General features: G+C 48.2%; 20 protein-coding genes. 7 read left to right on the forward strand and 13 right to left on the reverse strand.

From position 1 onward, the window contains the following. Positions 1-137 precede the first annotated feature (137 nt). From putA to HRU42_RS10970, 4 genes are all read right to left on the reverse strand, one after another. A complete protein-coding gene (gene putA, locus HRU42_RS10955; RefSeq protein WP_295031073.1) occupies positions 138-3,332 on the reverse strand; it encodes a bifunctional proline dehydrogenase/L-glutamate gamma-semialdehyde dehydrogenase PutA in 3,195 nt (1,064 codons plus the stop codon). Positions 3,333-3,638: 306 nt separating this feature from the next. Then, positions 3,639-4,214 carry a TIGR04211 family SH3 domain-containing protein gene (locus tag HRU42_RS10960; RefSeq protein ID WP_295031075.1) on the reverse strand — a complete coding sequence of 192 codons (576 nt, stop codon included), beginning with the start codon at positions 4,212-4,214 and terminating at the stop codon, positions 3,639-3,641. A 251-nt stretch (positions 4,215-4,465) separates the two neighbouring features. Then, positions 4,466-5,734, reverse strand: a complete 1,269-nt coding sequence (locus HRU42_RS10965) for an inorganic phosphate transporter (RefSeq protein WP_295031076.1) — start codon at positions 5,732-5,734, stop codon at positions 4,466-4,468. Between the two features lie 24 nt (positions 5,735-5,758). Continuing rightward, the gene (locus HRU42_RS10970) at positions 5,759-6,439 is read right to left on the reverse strand and encodes a TIGR00153 family protein (RefSeq protein WP_295031078.1); all 681 of its coding nucleotides are present in this window, start codon (positions 6,437-6,439) and stop codon (positions 5,759-5,761) included. A gap of 285 nt (positions 6,440-6,724) precedes the next feature. Here HRU42_RS10970 and HRU42_RS10975 point away from each other — a divergent pair, with 285 nt between their 5' ends. Continuing rightward, the gene (locus HRU42_RS10975) at positions 6,725-8,227 is read left to right on the forward strand and encodes an inorganic triphosphatase (protein WP_295031130.1); all 1,503 of its coding nucleotides are present in this window, start codon (positions 6,725-6,727) and stop codon (positions 8,225-8,227) included. A 212-nt stretch (positions 8,228-8,439) separates the two neighbouring features. Here HRU42_RS10975 and HRU42_RS10980 read toward each other — a convergent pair whose 3' ends face one another. The 8 genes from HRU42_RS10980 to HRU42_RS11015 all read right to left on the reverse strand — a co-directional run bounded on the left by HRU42_RS10980 (position 8,440) and on the right by HRU42_RS11015 (position 15,615). Beyond that, on the reverse strand, positions 8,440-9,246 hold the full coding sequence (locus tag HRU42_RS10980) for an ion transporter (RefSeq protein WP_295031080.1): 807 nt from the start codon (positions 9,244-9,246) through the stop codon (positions 8,440-8,442). A gap of 72 nt (positions 9,247-9,318) precedes the next feature. Next, complete coding sequence (locus HRU42_RS10985; RefSeq protein ID WP_295031082.1) at positions 9,319-9,648, reverse strand: hypothetical protein; 330 nt, start codon at positions 9,646-9,648, stop codon at positions 9,319-9,321. A gap of 202 nt (positions 9,649-9,850) precedes the next feature. Next, the gene (locus tag HRU42_RS10990; RefSeq protein ID WP_295031084.1) at positions 9,851-10,504 is read right to left on the reverse strand and encodes a hypothetical protein; all 654 of its coding nucleotides are present in this window, start codon (positions 10,502-10,504) and stop codon (positions 9,851-9,853) included. A 218-nt stretch (positions 10,505-10,722) separates the two neighbouring features. Beyond that, entirely contained in the window at positions 10,723-11,409 is a 687-nt protein-coding gene (locus tag HRU42_RS10995) for a PspA/IM30 family protein (RefSeq protein ID WP_295031086.1), read from the reverse strand. A gap of 43 nt (positions 11,410-11,452) precedes the next feature. After that, positions 11,453-11,866, reverse strand: a complete 414-nt coding sequence (locus HRU42_RS11000; protein ID WP_295031088.1) for a DUF2170 family protein — start codon at positions 11,864-11,866, stop codon at positions 11,453-11,455. A gap of 58 nt (positions 11,867-11,924) precedes the next feature. Continuing rightward, entirely contained in the window at positions 11,925-13,682 is a 1,758-nt protein-coding gene (locus HRU42_RS11005) for a polyamine aminopropyltransferase (RefSeq protein ID WP_295031090.1), read from the reverse strand. Between the two features lie 60 nt (positions 13,683-13,742). After that, a complete protein-coding gene (locus tag HRU42_RS11010; RefSeq protein ID WP_295031092.1) occupies positions 13,743-14,642 on the reverse strand; it encodes a DUF350 domain-containing protein in 900 nt (299 codons plus the stop codon). A gap of 13 nt (positions 14,643-14,655) precedes the next feature. Then, entirely contained in the window at positions 14,656-15,615 is a 960-nt protein-coding gene (locus HRU42_RS11015) for a hypothetical protein (RefSeq protein WP_295031094.1), read from the reverse strand. Between the two features lie 269 nt (positions 15,616-15,884). On the opposite strand from HRU42_RS11015, the gene glnE reads away from it, so the two are divergent. The 4 genes from glnE (at position 15,885) to HRU42_RS11035 (ending at position 21,305) form a co-directional block, all read left to right on the forward strand. Next, the gene (gene glnE, locus HRU42_RS11020; protein ID WP_295031096.1) at positions 15,885-18,746 is read left to right on the forward strand and encodes a bifunctional [glutamate--ammonia ligase]-adenylyl-L-tyrosine phosphorylase/[glutamate--ammonia-ligase] adenylyltransferase; all 2,862 of its coding nucleotides are present in this window, start codon (positions 15,885-15,887) and stop codon (positions 18,744-18,746) included. 248 nt (positions 18,747-18,994) lie between these two features. Continuing rightward, positions 18,995-19,744 carry a DUF4347 domain-containing protein gene (locus HRU42_RS11025; protein WP_295031098.1) on the forward strand — a complete coding sequence of 250 codons (750 nt, stop codon included), beginning with the start codon at positions 18,995-18,997 and terminating at the stop codon, positions 19,742-19,744. Between the two features lie 645 nt (positions 19,745-20,389). After that, the gene (locus HRU42_RS11030) at positions 20,390-20,758 is read left to right on the forward strand and encodes a hypothetical protein (protein ID WP_295031100.1); all 369 of its coding nucleotides are present in this window, start codon (positions 20,390-20,392) and stop codon (positions 20,756-20,758) included. Positions 20,759-21,137: 379 nt separating this feature from the next. After that, positions 21,138-21,305 (forward strand): hypothetical protein, encoded by a 168-nt coding sequence (locus tag HRU42_RS11035; protein ID WP_295031102.1) that lies wholly within the window; start codon positions 21,138-21,140, stop codon positions 21,303-21,305. Positions 21,306-21,321: 16 nt separating this feature from the next. On the opposite strand, the gene HRU42_RS11040 is transcribed toward HRU42_RS11035, so the two are convergent. Further along, positions 21,322-22,113 carry an ABC transporter permease gene (locus HRU42_RS11040; protein ID WP_295031103.1) on the reverse strand — a complete coding sequence of 264 codons (792 nt, stop codon included), beginning with the start codon at positions 22,111-22,113 and terminating at the stop codon, positions 21,322-21,324. 202 nt (positions 22,114-22,315) lie between these two features. Between HRU42_RS11040 and mpl the strand changes: the two genes are divergently transcribed. Then, a complete protein-coding gene (gene mpl / locus HRU42_RS11045) occupies positions 22,316-23,743 on the forward strand; it encodes a UDP-N-acetylmuramate:L-alanyl-gamma-D-glutamyl-meso-diaminopimelate ligase (RefSeq protein WP_295031105.1) in 1,428 nt (475 codons plus the stop codon). 52 nt (positions 23,744-23,795) lie between these two features. Continuing rightward, the gene (locus HRU42_RS11050) at positions 23,796-24,458 is read left to right on the forward strand and encodes a flavin prenyltransferase UbiX (RefSeq protein ID WP_295031106.1); all 663 of its coding nucleotides are present in this window, start codon (positions 23,796-23,798) and stop codon (positions 24,456-24,458) included. Positions 24,459-24,486 lie beyond the last annotated feature (28 nt).

A 24,486-nucleotide genomic window follows, 5' to 3' on the forward strand; every position in this document is an offset into this window, starting at 1 on the left:
TGATTAGCCACTTCATTGGCTATCACTCATCAAGATGGTGCGACTCAAAAAAAAGAGCCAGACACTAAGTCTGGCTCTTTTTTTGGCTAAGCTTTAGCTTTAGCTTAAGATTAGCTAAAGCTTATCGGGGAAGGTCATTAGTCGTCACTATCACCCAGGGATAGAAGCGTGGCATTACCCCCTATGGCGGTGATGTTATTGGTACGGGTTTTCTCTGTGATGAAGCGAGTCAGATAGAGTGGTCCACCGGCTTTTGGCCCTGTGCCCGATAGGCCCTGTCCACCGAAAGGCTGTACGCCAACAACTGCGCCAATCTGATTACGGTTGATATAGACATTGCCTACCTTGACCTTGTTGGCTATTTCCTGAGCCTGACCCTCGTTACGGCTATGGATACCGAGTGTTAGACCGAAGCCCGTGCTGTTGATCTCATCGATCACCTTAGCCAGCTCGGAAGCCTTGTAGCGGATCACATGTAAGATAGGACCGAAATGTTCCTTCTCCAGCACCCTGATCGAATCAATCTCCACAGCCGTAGGTGCGACGAAGTGACCCTTCTCGGTACCTGCGGGCAGATCGAGCTGCTTAAGCAGAGTGCCGACCTGTTTGATATGGTCGATATGGGCATTAAGGTTAGCCTGAGCCGTTGCATCGATCACCGGGCCGACATCGGTCTTGATTGAGCTAGGATCGCCAATGGTTAGCTCATCCATGGCACCTTTCATCACCTCAAGCACTCTGTCTGCGATATCTTCTTGAAGGAAGAGCACCCGTAGCGCCGAACAACGTTGTCCTGCACTGGTAAATGATGAATCAATAACATCATGCACCACTTGCTCAGGCTGTGATGTCGAGTCGACAATCATGGCATTCTGACCGCCGGTTTCGGCGATAAGAGGGATAATGGCACCGTCACGGTTTGCCAAGGTGCGGTTAATCAGCTTAGCCGTTCCCGTAGAGCCGGTGAAACAAACGCCGCCAATACGCTCATCTGAGGTGATTGCCGCACCGACTGTTGCGCCAGTGCCTGGTAGAAATTGGAGCACATCTTTAGGAATGCCCGCTTCATGTGCCAGCTGCACCGCACGAAAACCTACAATAGACGTCTGCTCCGCAGGCTTAGCGATAACGGTATTACCCGCAGCCAGCGCTGCGGCCACTTGACCAATAAAGATTGCCAGAGGGAAGTTCCATGGACTGATACAGACGAAGATACCGCGACCTTGAAGGAACAGCTCATTGAGCTCTCCCGTTGGGCCTGGCAGCAATTCTGGCTGAGCCATCATCTTCTTGGCTTGAACGGCGTAGTAGCGACAGAAATCTACCGCTTCACGCACTTCATCGATTCCATCTTGAATGCTCTTGCCCGCTTCACGGGTACAAAGGACGATGAGTTCTTCACGGTTTTCTTCGAGTAGATCGGCAAGCTTCTGTAGTGCATTAGCACGTACTTCTACAGGTGTATTAGACCAGCTGCTAAAGGCCGAGTCTGCGCCAGAAAGCGCCTTCTCTATAGCCTGGTTATTAGCGAATGCTAACTTACCCACGACCTTAGTGGTGTCGAAGGGACTGACGATGTCATGGGTTTCGCCGCTTAATAGCTCGCCATTGACCAGAGGCCCAGCGTTCCAGCTGATGTCTTTAAATTTCTCGAGAGCCGCGAAAAATGGCTTAGATTGAGAGATGATGTTCATATTGAGTCCCTTGGAGTTTTTACGCTCTGCGCCAAAAATATCGGCGGGTTTAACGATGTTATTATTAGACAGGGTTTTATATTTCTGCAGTGTCTTTAGCGGGTGAACGACAAGTGACTCGATGGCGACTTTAGGATCGACCAGCTTATGCACAAATGAGGTGTTGGCGCCATTTTCCAGTAAGCGACGAACCAGATAGGGTAGTAGCTCTTTATGTTCACCAATGGGGGCATAGATGCGAATACGTGTTGCTGGACTCTCGGCGATTAACGTATCGTAGAGCTCCTGTCCCATGCCGTGAAGACGCTGGAATTCATACCGGCGGTCGCCTGCCATATCCATAATAACGGCAACAGATTGGGCGTTGTGTGTGGCAAACTGAGGATAAATGGCGCCTCTAGTCGCGTCTGAAAGAAGGTAACGTGCAGATGCAAGATAAGACACATCTGTGCCCGCTTTACGAGTAAAGAGGGAGTATCCGCCTTCACCAGCTTGTTGAGCCCACTTTAATTCGCTATCCCAGTATGCGCCTTTAACGAGGCGTACAGGGATCTCATCACCTTGATCTTTCGCCAGGCGAGTTAACCAGCAAAGTACCGGCAGGCCACGTTTGGAGTAGCTCTGCACTACGATACCTAACAGGCCCCAGCCCTTAGCAGCATCTGAGTTATAGAGTTTCTGGAATAGTTTCAGGTGCAGCTCGAGTCTATCCATCTCTTCAGCATCAATTGAGATGCCGACATTTAACTCTCGACCTTGCTTGATTAGCTTGATGAGTGTGTCGTAAAGCTCTGAGAGGACACGATCTATATTGGCTACTTCATATCTTGGGTGAAGGGCTGATAGCTTGATAGAGATAGTGGGTCGGGGCGCTTGGATCTCATCGTAACTTTGCGCGCCAAGTGCAGTGATCGCGGATGAATATTCATCAAAATATTTATCTGCGTCAGCTTTAGTGAGAGCCGCTTCACCGAGCATGTCGTAACTATGTGTATAGCCAATCTTGCGGTTAGCTTCACTGTTCTTGAGACCATCTTTGATACTGGTACCCAGAACGAACTGCTTGCCCATGATTTTCATTGCTGCAAGCATAGCTTGGCGGATGACGGGTTCACCGACTCGATTGATCAGACGGTTTAGCAGGCTGCTGGGTTTGCCGTCGATATTCTTATCGAGAGTGACAATCTTGCCCGTTATCATTAAGCCCCAAGTGGAAGCATTGACTAACGTAGAGTCGCTTTGACTCATATGTTTATCCCATTTCGCACCCGATAGCTTATCCTGGATTAGGGCATCGGCAGTCGCAGCATCTGGGATGCGCAGTAGCGCTTCGGCAAGACACATCAGGATAATACCTTCTTGTGTCTCTAGACTGTATTGCTGCAAAAATGCATCAATACCAACCATTAAACCTTTTTTGTCGTATTGGCGCACTTTGGCTACCAAATCGTGAGCTCTTTTAGTGACACGCTGAATCTCTTCGTCACTAGAAGGCACAAGTTTGATCAGTTCAGATAGATATTCATCTTCATCGACAATGTAGTTATTGGTGATGGCTGTAAACAGCTCATCGAGGTTGGCTGAGTCATAAAGACCAGTCAGAACTTCACTTGCTTTGAACATAGTAGTCACTTCCATCTGGGCCGGTTAAGGACAGTTTGCTTGAATAAAATCTTCTCTAATTACAGCTTTGAAGAGCCTTTTAGATAATAGTAGCAAGATGCATCTTATTTTTTGTATACAATCCGCCATCTTTGCGCGGGATAGTATCATCAAAATGTGACGAACGACACCATTGCGGATGCGAATGTGAGCCCTGTTTGATCTTGTTCGGTCAAATGGTGTGCAAGGTCACTGTCTATGCGGGTTAGCCAAGGTGGAAATTAAAAAGCCAGCATTTGAATGCTGGCTTTTTGGGGAGGTTTTGGTGGAAAAATAGACTGTTTACCAGCGATTTTTCTGCTTACGTCTGGGTCTTGGCAGATAGACTAAGACGACACCTATCAGTAAACCAATAACGGCAATGATGCCGCCTTCTTGCCACATCTGGAAACGTTCGTTCTTTTCGATGTTAGCTAGCTTGCTAGTGGCGTGATCACGCTCACTGCTTGCCTTGGTCAGCTCTCGTTGTGCACGGCTGAGATCTGACTTGAGCTTACTGAGCTGCGCAGCATTGTTATCGCTGGAGCTAAGGGCTTGGGCTAGCTCAGACTTGGTCTTATCTAGCTCACTTTTCACTTCGGGTAACTGTTGACGGAAACTCTTTTGGCGAGTCACCATATTTGTTTCTACCCAGCCTTCACGGCCCTTATGGTCGATGATCTTAGTGTAGTCACCTTGGGTCTCGCCCAATAGTGAGATTGCCTGGCCTGCCTCAACACTGCCTAAGATACGAAATTGGGTACCCGGTCCACCATGAAGATAGAGATAAACTTTATCGGATATGTATCCAGGTTGACCTGCGGCCAAAAGGCTTGGAGAGAGTAATAACAGTCCCACTAAAGCAAAGAATCTTAACACTTTGAATTCTCATCAACGAAATATAGCCACATGCTAGGGATTTGCAGGGCGTTTTGCAAGGGCTAGATGCAAGAGATATGTCTGTGAGTGGATGAAGCTTCATTAATGTCAAAAATTGGGCGAGACAGGAGAGTATGTGGTCAAAATGATGGATAAAATCAAATATTACTTCAGAGGTTGAGAGCTGAAGCATAAAAAAGGGAAGCGCGAGCTTCCCTTATTATTTGTGTCTACAAACCAAGTTCAATGCCTTAGCTGAAGATACCTTTTATGGTGAAGAAGAACAGAATTGACAGTGCGGCACCCGCTGGCAAGGTGATAACCCAAGAGATCACAATGTTCCTGACCACACCCATGTTAATCGCTGCGATACCACGAGCCATACCTACACCTAAAACCGCACCGACTAAGGTTTGTGTGGTAGAAATGGGCAGGCCTGTGCCCGAGGCAATCACTACGGTTGAAGCTGCAGCAAGTTCTGCGGCAAAACCACGGCTCGGGGTGAGGTGGGTGATGTTCTTACCTATGGTCTGCATCACGCGTTTACCGAAGAAGGCCAGACCTAGGACGATACCTATGGCACCCAGTGGAAGGATCCACCATACGATAGCGGCCTCGCTACCGATCTCGCCACCACTGTTGACGATTGAAACGACCGCAGCCAGTGGACCAATCGCGTTGGCGACATCGTTAGAGCCGTGGGCAAATGCCATACAACTCGCGGTGACGATCATCAAGACAGCGAATACTTTCTCGACGTTGCCGAACTGAGTCTGGCGATCGGCCTGACTATCCATCTTCAGGCGTTTAATCGCTAAACTACCGCCGACCCCCACAATAACAGCAATACCCAAGGCTAATGCATATGCCTCGGCTGTGCTGAAGTGTAGACCGATATGTTTGAGGCCTTTCTGAATAGTCACTAGTGACATCATAAAGCCCGCTAGCGCCATATAGAAGGGCACGTAACGTTTAGCGTTTTCCAGTGGGTTATCTGTATCGAAGATAAGTTTCTGTACGCTCTGGAATATCATAAAGGCGATAAAGCCGGATATTGCCGGAGTGACGACCCAGGAACCCACGATAGCAGCTACCTTGAGCCATTCGACAGCTTCGGTGCCCACACCTACCGCGGCAAAACCTACGATGGCGCCGATGATAGAGTGAGTGGTCGATACAGGCCAGCCTAATGCAGATGCCGCAATCAACCAGATGCCTGCGGCTAAGAGCGCCGAGATCATACCGTAGACCAGTAGCTCTGGTGAGTCGACGAAGTAGGCCGAGTCGATGATCCCTTTACGGATCGTACTCGTTACTTCACCACCCGCTAGATAAGCACCGGCAAATTCAAAAATCATCGCTATGATGATCGCTTGTTTTATCGTTATAGCGTTAGAACCAACTGAGGTTCCCATTGCATTGGCTACATCATTTGCGCCAATACCCCAAGCCATTAAAAAACCAAAAATAGCAGCAATTGCAATCAGCAATGAGCCATTGGTGACTAATACATCAACCATGTTGTTACCTTGATAACTTTGTTGTTAGACGCGAGCTAGCATAAGCTCTAAGCGGGAACCGACACGTTCGGCAAGATCTGCCAGGTCGCCGACCCATTCAATTATCTTATAGAGGAACATCACATCGATAGGGTTCATATCATTTTCGATAGCGAACAACTGACGACGGATCTTGATTTGAAGATCATCGGTATCCTCCTCGATTTTATCGAGTTTGGCGATCATCTTTGCGACTAGGTCAACTTCACGACCACGGAAACCGGTTTCTAACAGGTCGTCGAGTTCGTTGATTGCTTGTTTGGCCAGAATGACTGCATCGAGGCAGCGGGACAAATAAGCTTTGAAGGGGACTTGAATCTCTTGAGGGATAACTAACTGACGGCCTATGATACGACCTGAGATATCTTTTGCTTTGTTGGCGATCTTATCTTGCTGGGTAAGAAGTTCCAGAAGATCGGTTCGCTCGACGGGCATAAACAGACCACCAGGAAGTGTTAGGCGGATCTCACGTTTTAGTGAGTCAGCTTCACGCTCCGTAGCACTGATCTGCTTACGTAGTACTATTGCCTCATCCCAATTTCCCGCAGCTGTGGCGTCGAAAAATGGGATAAGTATCGATGCACATTGGTGCACTTTGTCTATATGCTCTTGTAGAGGCTTAATTGGCGATTTTGCAAACACGCCCAAAATAGAGTTTACTGGCATTGCCGTGTACCTATTTAGGTTATTCCACTGTTGGAAAAAGCGGGCGCATACTAACCCAAGCGACCGCGTATTGAAACTGTGATTTACATTAAAAGTATTAGTTTTTATTCTAACGACTTATATCCAAACTTCAAAGCCTAATCCTACGGTTTGTTTGTGACAGTTATATTACATTTTGACATGCAGTCAATATTTTAATGAATTATTAATGAATTTTTGATGACGGCTTCTCCAGCGCCAAAAAAATACCGATCTAAACCTGACCACAGAGCGAGCAATTGGCGAATGAATGCCGAGATAGAACTAAAGTTATTTTTCCAGTTAGAACAACAACAAGCCTTGATTGATCTGCTCGATAGTCTGCCAGATAGTGAGCAGAAAGCCTGCCGATATCTGTCGAATGGTTATTTCGATACCCCAGATCTACAGCTGCGACGTTGGGACATGGGGCTCAGGGTTCGTGGCTGCGATGGCAAGCGTGAACAGACCATAAAAACCGCAGGGACAGTGATTGGCGGGATCCATTCGCGACCAGAATACAACATTGATATAGATCGAGCCGAGCCAGAATTAAATTTATTTCCTAAAAACATATGGCCAAACGCGGCGAATATTTCAGCGGTGCAATCTCAATTGACCTGTTTGTTCAATACTGATTTTGACCGGCGAACCTGGCATATTTATGTGGATGAGAGCCTGGTCGAAGTTGCCTTAGATATAGGTAAAGTGAGTGTCACCAGAGAGGGTGAAACCAAATTTGAGCCGATTTGTGAGTTAGAATTCGAGCTGATGGCGGGCAAAACTGGGGCCTTAATTGACCTGGGAATTAAGGTGGCCGCAAGTATTCCCGTGCGTTTAGGCAAGGCGAGTAAGGCTTTTCGAGGCTATCGCTTGGCGGCGCAATCGAGCCCATTAAGTCTGGAGGCGCTGGAGTTTATCGCCTTAGAACCTGATCAAGATCTTAAGCAGACACTGGTATCACTGTTAAGCACATGCCTGGATCGCTGGCAGCAGCTAGAAGCCATGATATTAGAAATTGGGGATCATGGCCTGAAGCAATTGCCAATGCTTTGCTATCGCTTACGTGCCTGCGTGCGACTGCTAAGCGGAACCTTAGCGCAGTTTAATCTGCTGAGCGATAGCCTAGTGGCTCAGTTCGACGCAATTGAGGCTCACTTGGCTTTCGTCGAGACTGGACTGAGTCTGGCCGAAATATTGCGTCACAATGGTCAGCTTATCGCTAAGCAGCCCCAGCAGGGTAAACTAGCCGATCAGGCCTTAAGATCACTGCAGCAGTTATCTATCTCGAGTCAGATGCAGAAGATGTTAGCCGATACTCGTTATGGCAGTCTGCAACTTAGTCTGGTCGATCTCTTGTTCGCCATACAGGCCGGAGAGCTAGGCATAGGTACTAACACAGATCTTAAGCGTTTTGCCGATCAGATGCAGCAAGCCTCCTGGCAGAAAATATTGACCTTGATGCCTGCAAAAACCGACTTGAGCAGTCGAGACTACCAGATTTTTGCTCGTGCATTGGACGACAGTATGTTTGTCGGCGTGGCATATGGCGCGCTTTATCCAAGGCAAACCAGGGATGTATTCAGGGCGCCGTGGCAAGATTTGGTTTTAGGGATCAGAACCTTGGCCGCCTATCGACAGTTGGCTCAGATCAGTGAATCCCTGGATATCGATATCTCGGACTGGCTACAGAATAAACAGGAGAGTCTGGTGTTTGCCCTGGAGCACTCGAGACGCTCGGCACTGAGCAATCAGCCGTATTGGAAGTAGGACCGGCTTTAGCCGGGAGAGAATCGATAGATTGAACCTCGATAGATTGAACCTCGATAGATTGAACCTCGGGGCTAAAGCCCCTCTTACAGTAGGACCGGCTTTAGCCGGGAGAGAATTATTGATTGAACCTCGATGGATTGCATCTCGGGGCTAAAGCCCCTCCTACGGGGATTGAATTTGGCTTGATTGCATCGGGGCTAAAGCCCCTCCTACGGCCTAGGCTCTTCTTTCCCTTCTCTTATCTCTTCACGTAAATTATTTATCTCTGCCAACAACACATTCTGGTTCTTTTCCATGCGGTCGATGGCCATCTTGAGTTCACATTTTATCTCTTCGCTCTGGCTTTCAAGTTTCTCTGCTTCATCGGGGGCGATAAAGATCGATGCCATATAACCTGAGATCACGCCGAAGAAGCTCACTCCACAGATGATAACTATCGCGCCTATCACATGACCGGCAGTCGATACTGGATAGAAATCACCATAGCCCACGGTGGATATGGTGACTAATGCCCACCAGATGGCGTGTTCTGCCGTTTGAATGTTCGCATCCGGTAAACCTGTCTCGACGATCAGCATCAACACAGATGAGAAGGTTAATATGGTCACCATGGCGACCAGCAGACTAGCTAAGGTCGCTTGCCTGCGCTGTTTCACCATGGGGATGATCATAGAGTGGGTCATACGGATCAGGCGGATCACGCGTAAGATCTGAAATAAACGCGCTAGCCTCAGGGGCTCAATGGCGGGGATACTGGCGACCAGATCGATCCAATTGTGTTGCAGGTATAGGAGCTTGTTTTCGGCTCTAAATAGGTTAAAGAAAAAATAACTCAAAAATATCATGCAGATACTAAAATCTATCATCAGGAGTAAACGGTAGGTCTCCTCCTCAAGGCTGGCGAAAGTGAGTAGCAGCACCACGATGACAGCCAAGAAAGACAGGGCCATCATGGCTAACTGGAATGGGGTTGGGTGAGTCTCAGTTGCGGGGAACCATCGACTTAATTTTACCATTTCGCATGCATCCGTTTTCATCCTATCGCTAGGTTAGCGATGAGATACTCCATTGATATCTGACTGAGTGTACTAGTTTTTATCACTAAAGTGGATGAGATCGTCCAGTACTCGCTTCTTTATTTCCAGCTGGGACTCAGGCGGAAGGTCATATTTCTGGGCTAGCTGCTCATAATCTTCAAGGTTGAGAGACACGGTAAGGCGTGGACGTTTAGGTCGCTTAGTGACCGAGAGTCCTAAGATGGTACGGATCTGATCCGAGGGGCTAAAGCCCGAGTCTAGCGCGGCCTTGCGGATGGAATACTGAAATTTTTCATCTAAGTCAAATGCCACCTGAGTCGCTTTCGCGGCTTTCTGGTTTTGTAGCCATTGCTCCGGAAGCGAGCTCTTTTTCTTAGTCATTCGGTATTACCTTAAAATTAATCTTAATAATAAAATGGTGCTTAACACTCAGTTCCTGGTGCTAGTGCCTAGACCTGAGATGTCGCTGTGCGGTACAATCAAGACGATGCTGTGTTGGTAGCGCTAAGACGATGTTTATCGAACAGACCTAGTCGTCCGCGAAGCGATAGGCCACAGGCCGTCGTCTTAGCTTATCGTGGCCTTATTTCCCGGGCCAATAATCTCGAATATCGCTAAGGGGGCGGTACAAGGTTAGCATGACATCGGTATCGCCATCGGCATAGACTTCTACATTGACGGCACATGTCTCATCTTCGTCCAGCAGGTGATAGGACTCAAATTCATCGCCTGTGGCACCATCTGCATCCTGTGGTGGCTTCTTGCCTCGGTAATCTTCACGATGGAAGTAACCAAATTTAGCGAAGTTGACCTGGTGGTATTCCTTGCCTAACCACTGAGAAAATTCAGCAACCAGCTCTGTGGGTAGGGTCAAGGTAGTTAATTGTGCCAGTTTATCTTCTTCGAATATGCTGCCAAACTGATCCAGATCGAAAATATTTTCAACGATAGAACGGTTGATCTTAATGGAAAAGGCCAGATAAGTTTCATCGTCTTCATCGAGCGACAAGAAGATAGTTTCATTTCCATGCCCCTTGAGTGCCCATTCAGTCTCTTGTTTACGTTGGTATTCATAGGTGCTGATGGATTCCACTCGTAACTGCTGACCCCTAAGTTGAGGCGGCAGGGCGAAGCTATCATCCAGAGAGATCATATCTCCCACTAGGAGTTTAGAGGGATGATCTAGCTGACGCTGGGGCGCCTCTTTCTTACCAAAAAGACCTTTAAAAAAACTCATCATCACTCCTGAGTTGTTAATGTAGATGTTAAGCCGATTTTCCCCTACAGGGGATCACTCGACAAGTGCTTCGATGGTTTGCCAGCTACAAATTATTTGCGGCTTAAGACAAAAGAGCGCCTTTCTTTATGAAAAGAAAAGCGCTGTATTCTTAGTCGATGTATGACAGGTTAGTGTCTAGTGTCTAGTGTCTAGTGTCATATGACATCTAATCGCGATTACTTACGTGCCTTGAGGCGATCCAATACGGCATTCGCGTTTGACTTCTGCTCACCGATGCCGGCTTCGGCAAGTTTCGCATGCAGAGACTTATCGCTGTTCTCTTCTTCTAGCGCTTCGGATGCCTTTAGGCGGTCATCGAACTGCTGTTGACGGGCCTTGATGCGTTCCAGTGAATCTTTGGCATTTAACAGCTTAGAGTTGCTGCCGGCGAAAGAGTTAGTGATCGACGCAGTGGCCTTCTGTACGCTCTCAGTGGTCTTTACCATAGTGAGTTGACGCTGATAGTCGGTCAACTGACGTTCAGTCTTACGTACCAGATCTTTAAGACGCGCGGCGTGAGAACTGAAGCTGTCGTTTGCTGACTGCTGCTCGACAAGTTCCTGATCGAGCTGAGCGATCTTCTCGGCAACTTCTAAGGCGAGGGCTTCATTCTCTTGTGTTAATGCTTGAGTCACAAAACCTTCATGCTCTGTGATTGAACGCTTGAGGCGGTCTATTTCACGGCTGGCTTGCATCTCCTTGGCCATGACTTCGGTCAGTTCACGCTTAGCCTTAGTCAGGTGCTTCTCTGCATCACGGATCTCCTGCTCGAAGATACGGGTTGAGTTTGCGTCGACTATGTTCTGACCAACTTCGTTGGCGCCGCCACGGAAAGCGGTTAAAATCTTGTTTAGTATGCCCATGATGTGGCTCCTTTAAAAATTAGTTAATTAAATTGCGTATAAATTACTTGAGAAAATTGCTCATCTCATCGATGACTTCCAGACAGTTATCAGACAGGACAGAAAGCTCCTGTTCGATTTCCTGCATATCCGAGAGTACAGATAGGGCACCATAGACCACGTACTTATCATCTACTTTTGCGAAAGATGACAATGGCATAGGAATGTTTAACTCCAACATGGTCTCAAACATCGCCATGCGACTCTCTTGTATGACTTCATCTTCACCCCAAAGGTAACTGATACAGAGGATCTGATTTTCTGTTACCGATACAAATACGGGTATCTCTTCACGACCTAGGATATTTACCTGTAACACTTCAACTTCACCATCGATAGGATAACAATCGAATTGAAGCCCTGTGTGACTCTTGTCACAAAGATCATTGAGGTGGTTAGCAATATTGTGGATATTCATATTTGTCCTCTTTGACATATTATGTCTGCGGTTAAAGATAGCATCACGACATAATATGTCAAGTGCTATTCTTGAGAAAAGTCATAACGCCCTGGTTTTCTGACCAGGCCTGCTGGTGGTACTGGTATAATTGCATAGATCCAATCTTGTTGGCTTGGATCTGGTCTATATCACGATAGAAATTCCTCGGGAACTCGAAAGCGCCCTTGATAAGCCCTGGCGTCAGCCAATCATCGGTTATCGACAGCTGCTCTATGTCACTCAGCCTTGCCTTAGCGTTCTTGCCCGATGCCGTGGCTATGCTCCAACCCCATTCACCGAAACTCGGTACGTTATGATGGTACTGGCTAACATCGAAGCCTGCGATGGCTAAGGTCTTTCCTACTGAGATAAAGGCCTTCTTTGCATGATAGGGGGAAGTCGACTGTACCGTTAGAGCACCATCGGCATTCAAGAGTTCCTTGAGTTTCTTATAAAAAAGATCTGAGTATAGCTTGTTGAGATCCGGATGGCTGGGATCTGGCAGATCCACTATGATGACATCATATTTCAGGCCTTGCCTCAGCAGCTTATCTACGCCATTGAAGGCATCATCCACCAAGACCTCCACCCTAGGATCATTCAAGGCGTCGCCATTGAGCTTGAGCAAGGTTTGACTCAAACGCAGGGGCATATCGGCGTCGTGGGAGCTGAACAGGGCCAGCAGATCCTTATCGAGATCCATCAAGGTGACGTGTTTAGGCTGCCACTTCAATACTTGTTTTAGCCCTAATCCATCGCCGCCGCCGATGACCAACACCTTGTCGTGGCGCGCCGCCGCTTCCATGGTGGGGTGGACCAGGAAGGCATGATAGATATGCTCATCCTGACTGGAAAACTGTAATCTGCCATTGATATACAAGGAATAAACAGGATCCATGCCACTGCCTCTCAGTCGCTCGGTGAAGGTGAGCTGCTGAAAACGAGTCGACTTGGCATAGATAACATTATCTTTATAGAGCAAGTTATTGAAGTTCTGCTCCCAGCCGGGTCCATGCCAGGCCAGTAAGAGTAATATTCCCGATGCGAAAAAGTGGCCCACCAACAAGACTTTCACCCATCTGATGCGATCCCAGAACCGCCAGATGAAGATAAAACCTGCCAGTAGATTAAAGCTGGCTGTGAATGCTGCCGCAAGCTGAATATCTATGGCCAGCATAAAGGTCACCCAAATGGCGGCGCCAATACCTGCACCTATATAGTCTGCGCCATAGATGGTGCCGGCATTGTGCATCAGGTGTTCATCACATAGGGACTGACGCACGCGGGCGATGAGGGGGATCTCCATGCCGATCATCAAGCCGAGCACGACGCCCCAGAAATAGGGCAGATACTCACTCAATTGCTGTAACAGGCCGATGAAGCCGCCTTCGGGGAGTTGATCCGGCGGTAGTCCTAGGGTGCTGGCGATGATCTGGGGCAGTTGTTGACCGAAACCGATAACGGCGGCGGTGATCAATATGGCCAGTGACCCACAGAGGGCGACACTGAGTTCGAGCACGACAAAGCCTGTGAAGGCGCAACGTATCTTTCTGGCGGCGAAGGCTCCGACGCCCATGGAGACGATCATCAGGCCAATCATGGTGTAGATTGCGGCCTCTAACGCCCCCAGGATACGACCGGCGTAATGGGAGAGGAGATACTCATAGATCAAACCACAGCCGGCGAGTACGGCCATGATGCCTAGCAGTAAGGTATCGTCGAACCTGCTGAGTCTTCTTGGTTGGGTTGTCGAGTGGGTATTAAGCGCTTTTTCAGTCACTTGTATCTCTTGCATTGAGGAAAATAAAACGGCTAATCAGATGATTAACCGTATTTGCTTGTTTCGCTAGCGAATTTAATACATCAAGCTGGTGAGGATGAGCGCCACGGCGACACTGATGGCCAGCTCTACGGTAGCGATACCTATGTTGTGCTGCTGCTCAACTTCCTGGGCTAGGTTGATCTTGGACAGTACCAGTTTCTTGACTAATTTTATTAAAATCGTCAGTGCCACCAACATGATCACCGAGAAGACAAGCCAGCCGATGAGGTTCGCGAGGTAGGCCTTGGGGTCATAGACGATGAAGTGACTCGCGGCGTTGAAGCTCAGTGCCATGGCTAACATATAGCCGCTATGACGGATAGCCACTGCAGTATGGCCTTGGACTAGGGCATCTTGCATGGAAGCATCTTGATTACGCTTGGCATATCTGTACTCACGAAAACGGGTCAGCAACACCAGCATCAGCTGAGAAATGGCGAATGCACTGAAGATGGCGATGAAGGTATCCAGAGTCAGATCTTCCGCCCAGATGAGTACCGAGCGGATGATGATCGCCGTGGCTATCGCGGCGCAGGCATCGACGATGGCTACCGAGATATTGCCCTTGAGGATCTGTTCACCCTTGTTGAACTCATTGAGGGCAATCTTATCGTGAAGATATCGACCTAGCTTGATCAGTATCAGACCGAATAAGCCGTAAGCACTCATGCCGATGGCCTCGGCAAGATAAGAGTCGGCGGCCTCTCCGGAGATGGCTCCGGTAAGTACAATACCTAGGCCCGCGATGGCGCCGGCTGTGCTGATGCCGAAGGCGAAGTTATCTCTCTCTGCCAGTTCGACCCGGCTATCGACCTTGGCCGTCCAACCCTGCAGATAACGCATCAAGGTGAGCAGAATAATGGCGATGGTCAGATCGATAACTAGGATGATGGCCAGATCGCTGGTTATGCCGAAGTTTTGAAATAATGTCATGTGAATTCCTTACCTATTTGCCTCGGCGTACACCGCGAGTCGTGCGACTGTTAGAATTGCGCAAGTTACTACTCTTAGAGTAATTAGAACGGAACTTGCTGCTACTTGTACTGCGAGTACCTGCGGTGCTCGCCTTAGGTGCACTTGTGCTTTGTCTCGATAGGCTGGTTGAGCCCGAGCGTGATTTGGCATAGGGACTATCGAACTTCCTCCCTTGTGAGTTGAATTGCTTCTTGGTGCGCTCGAAGGTCTTATTTTGCGCGCTGGCCTGTTTAGGTGACGTATAGCGGTAACGACCGACATCGTTGTAATAGCTGTAGTTTCTTCGGCCAGACCAACGATCGTAGCCGATAGGTCCACGCATCACATTGGAGAACATGGAATACATGCCGTACCAGGCCCAGAAGGACATGCCGTTAGAACCTGTCTGCCAGTTGCCATAACCTGGGTTACCCACAAGTTGACTGCCGGCACCGAAGTCTTCGGCGCCGTTGGCGAGTGCCGCGGCCTCGCGGCTAATGGAGTTCACCCTGGCTAGCGCGCCATTAGACATGTCGGCGACCACATTGAGTGGATCGGAGAGCATATCGTTATACAGGCTTGTATCGGCGGCATGATAGACATTTTCCGCTTCGGCTAACTGCTGATCGAGATCCACATAGTTACTGGGATTACTGAGGTCTCGATATCGACTCACCAGAGAGGTGTACATGGGGCCCTGAGTGGTCGCATCTTTGGCGAGTTCACCAAATAACGGCGCCATGTCCGGATTCTGCCGTGCCATAATACCCGTGTACTGTTTGAGTAACATTGCATTACGGATCTGGCCGTCATTGAGCATCTGGCCCAAGGTATCGATTCTCTGGCCGGCTAGTTGCTGAAATTGAGCAATTTTGTCTGGCCTGTCATCGCCACAACCGGCTAAGGTCAATAGCAATGTAAGGGTGAGAATACGCATAAGCATCGCTGCCATGTTTTCTCCATTATTATTTGATGGTGACTGAATTTTTATCCTCAGCGCAAGATTTCACTAACCAAGGGAGTGCTTGCTTAGGGTATAGTAACCTTTCGACTGAGATTATATATAGTCGTTTTATCTAAGATATCAGTTAGCCGTCCATCTTAGTGCAAGATGATGACTAATATATACCATTCGGAACATAAGCCGATCATTTAAGACATATCTATATCACCAAAGACATAATATGTCGACAGCCAAAATTGTTAAGGATCATTATTGCAATGGAAAGTATCAGTAACAAGCCCTTATCTGCCATTATGGTTAAAGTCGCAGATCGTTACTGGCAAAGACTGAATGAAGTCTGGCCTCAGCTCCTCGGCGAACTTAACCAGCAGCAGCGCGAGGAGCTCTATCGCATCATGGGGCTCAGTGATTTTATTGCAGAGCAATTATGTCGTCATCCGGATTGGATCTCTCCGCTTTTTAATGGACTGCGCGATAATCTAGAACGTCAAAGCTTCGATAGAGAGGTGCATCAGCTGCTAGAGGCCTGCGCCAGTGAAGATGATGCCAAGGCTCAGCTGAGACAGTATCGAAATCGGCAGATGATACGTCTCGCCTGGCGGGATTTCTGCGGTTATGTCAGCCTCGAAGACTCATTGTTAGATCTGTCGGCCCTGTCTGAAGCCTTGGTTATTGGCGGTCGAGACTGGCTGTACACTGATATGTGCAAGCAACTCGGCACCCCCTGTGACAGTGAAGGCAATCCTCAGCCTTTACTCGTGTTAGGCATGGGCAAGCTGGGGGGGCGTGAACTTAATTTTTCTTCCGATATCGATCTTATTTTTACCTTTCCCGAGCATGGTGAGACTCAGGGAGGACGTAGAAGCTTAGCTAATCAGCAGTTCTTCATTCGCATGGGCCAACGTCTGGTCAACTTATTACACCAGGTTACCGTCGATGGTTTCGTCTATCGCGTCGATATGCGGCTGCGCCCCTATGGCGAGAGCGGTCCGCTAGTGGTGAGTTTCAGCGGTCTTGAAGATTATTATCAGGAACAGGGGCGGGATTGGGAGCGATATGCCATGGTCAAGGCTAGGGCGCTCGGCCCCTGGACGGCATTTTCCGATGAACTCCATGCCATGCTAAGGCCTTTCGTCTATCGTCGTTATATCGATTTCTCAGCCATAGAATCTCTGCGGAAGATGAAGCAGCTTATCACTCAGGAGGTGAGACGCAGACAGCTCACCGATAATATCAAGCTAGGCGCGGGTGGCATCCGAGAGGTTGAGTTTGTTATTCAAAGTTTTCAACTGATCCGTGGAGGCCGTGAGCCTTCACTGCGTCAGCAGAGTCTATTTGCGGCGATAGACACCCTATATAGCCTGGGACAGCTCGAGTATCTGGTGGTGGATGAACTCAAGCAGAGTTATCTCGTGCTGAGGCGCGTCGAGAACCTGCTACAGGCAATAGGAGATAAACAGACTCAAACCTTGCCGGATAATGATCTGGACTGGTCGCGCTTGTGTCACGCCATGGGAATGGCTTCACAGGCAGAACTCAGGACACATATCGAGTCGGCCATGGGTAAGATCCATCGTCACTTTAAGGATACCGTTGGCGGGAATGAGCAAGATGATATCACAGACCTTTGGACCCAAGATCTTTGGAATGTCCAGGAAGATGAGCATGCCCAAAGCTTGATAGGCGAACAAGCTATCGAGGATCCCGAGCTCTGGCCCTTGCTGAAACAGTGGCGTGAAACCATAGTTAAACGCAGCATAGGCCCCCGTGGACGAGATACCTTAGACAAGCTTATGCCTTGGCTATTGCGTGAATTTACCCACCTAGACTCACCATCCAAGGCGTTTGCGGCGGTGTCTAAGGTGCTGGATCAGATCTTGACTCGCACCACCTATCTCGAACTCCTCTATGAGAACCCCGGGGCCCGTCAGCAGCTGGTGAGCCTGTGTCAGGCGAGTCCCTGGATCGCCGAGCAATTGTCTAAGTTTCCCATGTTACTCGATGAGCTTATCGATCCGACTCAGCTCTATGACACCACGTCTCTCGATGATTATGGCAGCGAGCTGAGGCAATATTTACTGCGCGTGCCTGAGGAGGATATGGAGCAGCAGATGGAGGTCCTGAGACAATTTAAACTATCACAGCAGTTAAAAATAGCTGCCGCCGATGTCACCGGAGTTTTACCTGTGAGCGAGGTGAGCGATCATCTGACCTTACTCGCCGAGGCGGTTATCGATCAAGTCGTCACTCAGGCCTGGCTACAAGTGACGAGTCGTCACGGGGCGCCGAGTCACCTCGAATGCGGTGATATGGGCTTTGCCGTCATAGGTTATGGCAAAGCTGGTGGGCTTGAGCTTGGCTATGGTTCGGATCTCGATCTGGTGTTTCTACATAACTATTCTCGTGAGCAATATCCCCAGCATAGTGAGACCGATGGCGATAGACCCATAGACATTGGACATTTCTATCTCAAGCTCGCTCAGCGGATCTTACACCTGTTCTCTACCCGCACCACTTCTGGTGAACTCTACGAAGTGGACATGCGTCTGCGACCATCAGGATCATCGGGCTTACTAGTCAGTGAAATAGAGCATTTTGGTCAGTATCAGCAAGAGGAAGCCTGGACCTGGGAACATCAAGCCTTGGTAAGAGCCAGGTTTATGTTCGGTGCCAATGCGCTATCGAGTCGTTTCAGCCTGATACGTTCTCAGGTTATCGAACAGGAGAGAGATAAGCATACCTTAGCCAAAGAGGTGCGGGAGATGCGACTCAAGATGCGTGAACACCTGTTAAAAGTGGATACTGGGATGTTCGATCTTAAGCAGAGTGAAGGGGGAATTGCCGATATCGAATTTATCGCCCAATACCTGGTGCTAGCCTATGCTCATGAACACGACGAGCTGTCGACCTGGTCTGATAATCTAAGGATTTTTGAAACCTTAGGCGAACTAGAGCTCTTGCCTCTCATCGACGTGCAGTCACTCATTCAAGCCTACTTCTTCTTGCGTGATGAAAGCCATAGGCTGGCCTTGCAGCATCTTAGAGCCCAGATACCCAACACAAAAGCTGAGGAACATGCACACAGGGTGATGGATATCTATCACAGGGTCTTGCAATAATACTCATTCATTTGAACCGACCGACATTTTAGCATTGTTAACTTCGCATTTTGCTATGCAGTTTGCCAAGATTACAGGGGATTTAAATGTTAACTTGTACTAATATTTTGAAAAATAACTAGTAAATAACTGGCCTGCTCTATGCATCCAAGTTGAATGGTATCCTCTTCAGCTTGGGGTGAACGATGAAACTTGATCTTATATATCCATGGTTCCTCCTGCTAACTCGATGGGTTAGCAGATGGCTCTTGAAGCTATTCACTGACAGGCATCAGCTCTCTAAACTCATTTCGAAACTCTTTTTCCGAGAGGGTGACAAGCTCACCCACCTGAGTGGTTTTCTGGTGCTCATCACCTGTCTGCTGGCGGTGCAGCAGGCGAAAGCGGCGGAGCATAAGCCCGAGTATTTATCGGCACATATCCCAGAAAATGAGCTGATTATCATAGATCCCGCGGTGCATGACCCTTACATGCTCTATCAAGCATTAAAGGCCAAATTTAAGCAGCATCTAGGTCAGAATAATAAAACTAAAATTGTCTTCCTCAGGCCTGAACGGGAACCCTTGCAGCAGATAAGAAACGCGATTAACGACACCTCTAATGTATCTCAGCTGTCTATCATCTCCCATGCATCTAACGGCGCGCTCTTCTTGTCGGGAAAATGGATAGACAAGGATTATATTAATCAGCATCAAGCTATGATGAGTGAGATAGGATCTAGTCTGAAAAAGGGGGCAGATCTTAAGTTATATGGTTGTAATTTAGCGTCGGGATTATCGGGTAAACGTTTCGTCAACAGGGTGGCTGAACTGACTCGATTGGATGTGGCCGCTTCTACCGATACCACAGGTGACGTTAACCAGGGACATGACTGGGATCTTGAGTATCAGGTGGGCAACATAGATCCTCGTTCGCTGTTTTCTGATGTGCTTCCGAGGTCCTACTCCTCGGCCGAAAGTGCTAGCCGATCCACAATCATTACCATTACCAAGAGATAAGATAGAACAGATCATAATGGCTCTCGGGTTTAATGACTCTAAAATGTTAGTCGAGGACATTAATATCAAGTGAGAAATAAACCGCTGAAAAGTGTAGATCATGTAATGAGCTGGCTCGTCTATTGCTTAATATTTATTACTGCATATGATTTTTGAGGTGCATTATGAAATCGGCAACTTCGAGTACGAATAGTGACTACAAGCTCGCGCGTGACCTAGCGGTATTAAGTCTCATCAGTACCTGTGCCAAGCTCGACTCTCACGGTTTTCCTCAAAGCAAAAATACTCAGAATAAGAGAAGAAAACCTAGGGTCAGATTCCCTTTTGCCTGGCTTGGGGTCTTATGCTGTCTTTTCATCGTGCAGGCCAGCGCTGCTGGAGAAACAGATAATCTCTCTTGGCAAGTATTCTGTTCGATGGTGATGAATATCATTATATGAAGACTGGGAGCGAGTGCGGTAGATACTGTTAAGTTAACTGATAGACTCTCCAATCAAATCTATCTTGGTGCTTATCATTGGACTCAAGTTTCTTAAGATAGCGATCACCATCACAGCGATACAAGTTGTATCCATTAAATGTTTTGCTGTTCAACATGTTAAATAGTATTGTTGTGTTTGTACTATGATTGTCTTGGCGGTAATTATGACCATAACCAGTGTTACAGCCCCAGTTAGCGGGCTAAATAAATATTCAATGAACTCGCGACCAAGCAGTCAAGGCGACGCTACAGGCGTGACTCTGGTAACTGAAGCTTCACCGGTACTTCTCTCACCCGAAGCTAGGCACTTGAGTGCACAATCGACTCAAGCAAGCCAAGCCATGAATACCGATGTGATCGCTTCGAGCCCTAATCAAGCCCAGGAAAAAGAGGACTCATCCTGGTTTGAGGATGCGTTAGATTCACTCATTCCCGATGCATCAGACGACAAAGAGGATGCTTGTCCCAGCACCATGAACAAATACTTAAAAGCCGCGGTGTCCATTGGTAGCGTTATTGCCCTTTTCGTCTGATCGCTACACTAATCATTTTTAAATATTCCTGCTAAAAAACTCAATATTGCCAGCACCTTTGGTGTGATGCTTACGTGGTTCAGTGAGAGCAAATCGTTTACTTCCACCTTGCCATGATAGATCACTAGGGCGCTTATTGATTTTAATGATAAATAAGTATATTTATAGGTGTTATCTAAATGTCGCTGATTTTATTGATTTATATTACATCGTTTACTAGGTTTATTTATCGTTATGTGATCTAGAAGCTGAAGCTTACATGGATGATGATAAATCTAGCCACTAGCCACTAGCCACTAGCCACTAGGCCGTGGGCCAAGGAGATAATCATGAATACTTATTCATGCATGCCAACCAAGCTATAGGTTAGGATCAAGCCTTGAGTATCAACACGACCCTTTATCTTGCTTACTCTTACGTTAGCAATGACGCCTTCAGTGCCGATGGCAAGGGCCATGGTGACAAGGTTGTTTCCGGCATGGGAGATGATCCCAGTGCCCTGTCATTTGGCATCATCTACAAGTTTGACGTTATTTTAGCCAACTAGATGATCTGGCTGAGCCTTATTTCTCGAATAGCCTGACTCTGATTAATCCACTGGGTTCGATGCAAGCTCTGATGGATAAGAGCAATGACAACGTGACCGAGACTGTCAGCATGACGAATATGGCAACGAGTATGACTAGCTGATACTTAATTGCCAGCATAGGGTCACTGCCACCTAAAATTTGCCCCGTCATCATGCCCGGCAGTGTGACTAAGCCTGTGGTGCTCATAGAGGCGAGAATGGGGGCGAATGACTGCTTCAATGCCGACTGCATGAAGGGAAAGGCGGCCTGATAAGGGGTAACCCCCAATGCCAGCGCTCCTTCATATTGATCTTTTCGTTCCTCGAAGGCGGAAAACAATCTCTGTAGCGCGACAATATTACCACTCAAGCAATTTCCCAATAACATGCCTGCCATAGGGATCATATATTGAGCGCTATATAAGGGCGCAGGTTGTAATAGTGCAAGTAGCAAAATAGCGATTAAAGGCGTAATTCCTACTAGGAGTCCGGTGAGGATGGGAAGATACAGACGTCGTTTAGGCAGCTTAGCACTACCGATTATGGCGCTGGCACCGACAAGTAACATTAAGCTAAGCCAAATTAAGTTGAGCGATAAACTGTTAAGTTCAAACAGGAACTGCAGATAAAGTCCCACAAGGATCAGCTGTACAGTCATGCGTAAAACGGCTGAGATTATCTCCTTGGCGAGGGCTAACTTTAGATATAGATTGATGAAGAAGGGAATGACCAAGATCAGCATAAACAGGGCGAGTTGGACCCAGGAGATATCAATAGTCGACTGCATATGTAAAGTTAGGGCTGATTAGTGGTTAAGAAGATCAATATCTTCTATGTCGAGCTTCCTAGCAAGGTGTTTCTTGGATTCGATACGTTTATCTGGCTATACTTTTTTGCCCCTTTGATCCTCCTTAAACCATAGTTAACTGACAATAGCCTCCCATCCCGCTAGAATACCCCTCAGATTATTTTTCATCAGAGCCAACTCCATGCATGTACACATCTTAGGCATCTGCGGCACCTTTATGGGTGGCCTAGCACTCCTTGCCAGAGCAGAAGGTCACAGGGTGACCGGTAGCGACGCCAATGTTTATCCGCCCATGAGTACTCAGCTCGAGGAGCAAGGCATCGAACTCATTCAAGGGTTCGATGCCAGTCAGCTTGGAAAAAACGAAGATGATGCGCCGGACTTGGTGGTGATCGGCAACGCCATGAGCCGAGGGAACCCCTGCGTAGAGGCCGTGCTTAATCGCGGTATTCCTTATACCTCAGGGCCACAATTTCTGGCTGCACATATTCTTAAAGATCGTTGGGTACTGGCAATTTCTGGGACTCATGGCAAGACCTCGACTTCGAGTATGCTGGCATGGATTTTAGAAGATTGTGGCTATGAGCCGGGTTTCCTGATTGGCGGCGTACCGCAAAATTTTGGCGTGTCTGCGCGTCTGGGCGGCTCACCGTTTTTCGTGGTGGAAGCCGACGAGTATGACAGTGCTTTCTTCGATAAACGCTCTAAGTTTATCCATTATCAGCCGCGCACCTTAGTGATCAATAATCTCGAGTTCGATCACGCCGATATTTTCGATGATCTTAAGGCTATTCAGCGCCAGTTTCATCATGTGATCCGTACCGTGCCTGGAGAGGGGAAGATCATCTGGCCCCAAGACAGCGAGGCGGTGCAGCAAGTGATCGACATGGGCTGTTGGAGTGAGCAAGAGGTTTATGCTAGGCACAGTGACAGTGACAGTGACAGCGCCAGAGTGAGCAGTAAAGAGTCGTCCACGACAGGCACCAAAGGAATCTGGTCTAGCAAGCTGATTGCCGCTGATGGTCACAAGTTCGAGTTGTTCCTCGATGGTGAATCTCAGGGGATCTTAGATTGGAGCCTGATCGGTCAGCACAATGTGGAGAATGCCACCATGGCTATCGCTGCGGCTCGTCATGTGGGCGTTAAGCCTGAATCGGCTATCCAATCCTTGACTCAATTCCAGCCCCCTAAGCGTCGCATGGAGCTGATTGGCGAGGTAAATGGTATTGAGGTATACGATGACTTTGCTCACCACCCTACCGCTATCGCTACCACGTTGCAGGGCTGCCGCGCTAAGGTGGGAGAGGCCAAGATAACCATTATCCTGGAACCGCGTTCAAATACCATGAAGAGCGGCATTCACAAGGATACCTTGGCAGGCTCCATGTCCCTCGCCGATCAGGCTTACCTCTATCAGGCCGACAGCATAGATTGGGATATCGAAGCTGCGATGGCGAAAGCCAAGCTACCCGTATCTGTGCTATATGACATAGATGAGTTAGTAGCTAGTGTCGCGAGCAAGGCGAAGCGTGGCGACACCATCATCATCATGAGCAATGGCGGTTTCGGTGGATTGCATAAGAAACTACTAGATAAGTTGAACGGTTAGCACTAAGTCCTAGAGCCTAGGATCTAGTTTCTAGGAACTTAAAGAGAGAAGTATGAGTTACCAAAAAAAACAAAAGTCGATCAGTTTGGCCTGGACGGGTGCCTCTGGGGCACCTTATGGGCTCAAGTTACTCGAATGCTTGTTAGTCGCCGACTATCAGGTTTTCTTGATGATCTCCAGCGCCGCACGCGTGGTGCTGGCCACCGAGGAAGGTGTTCAGTTGAGTGCCAATGGCAACAAAGCCGAGCAACAGCTAGTTAAATTGTTTGCCGAGAGGGCCGGGTCTGCGCTTAAAGGTTCGCTACATGTGCTGGGCAAGGATGAGTGGTTCTCGCCGCCTGCATCGGGCTCGGCCGCGCCTAAACAGATGGTGATCTGCCCTTGTAGTACAGGCACCCTAGCCGCAGTAGCCACGGGAATGAGCAATAGTTTGCTCGAACGTGCCGCCGATGTGGTCATTAAAGAACGTGGTCAGCTTATCTTGGTACCTAGGGAAACTCCCTTTAGTTCCATACATTTAGAGCATATGTTGTCCCTGTCTAAGTTGGGGGCGACCATAATGCCGGCGGCTCCCGGATTTTATCATGATCCCAAATCGGTACAAGATCTGGTAAACTTCATGGTCGCCCGAATTCTTGATCATCTGGGCGTCGAGCATGATTTAACAAATCGTTGGGGTTATAGTCATCATAACGCCGAAGATAGTGATAAATAAGACACTTTATAGAGTCAGTTGAAAGCAA

Source organism: Shewanella sp. (assembly GCF_013214165.1).
GTDB lineage: Bacteria > Pseudomonadota > Gammaproteobacteria > Enterobacterales > Shewanellaceae > Shewanella.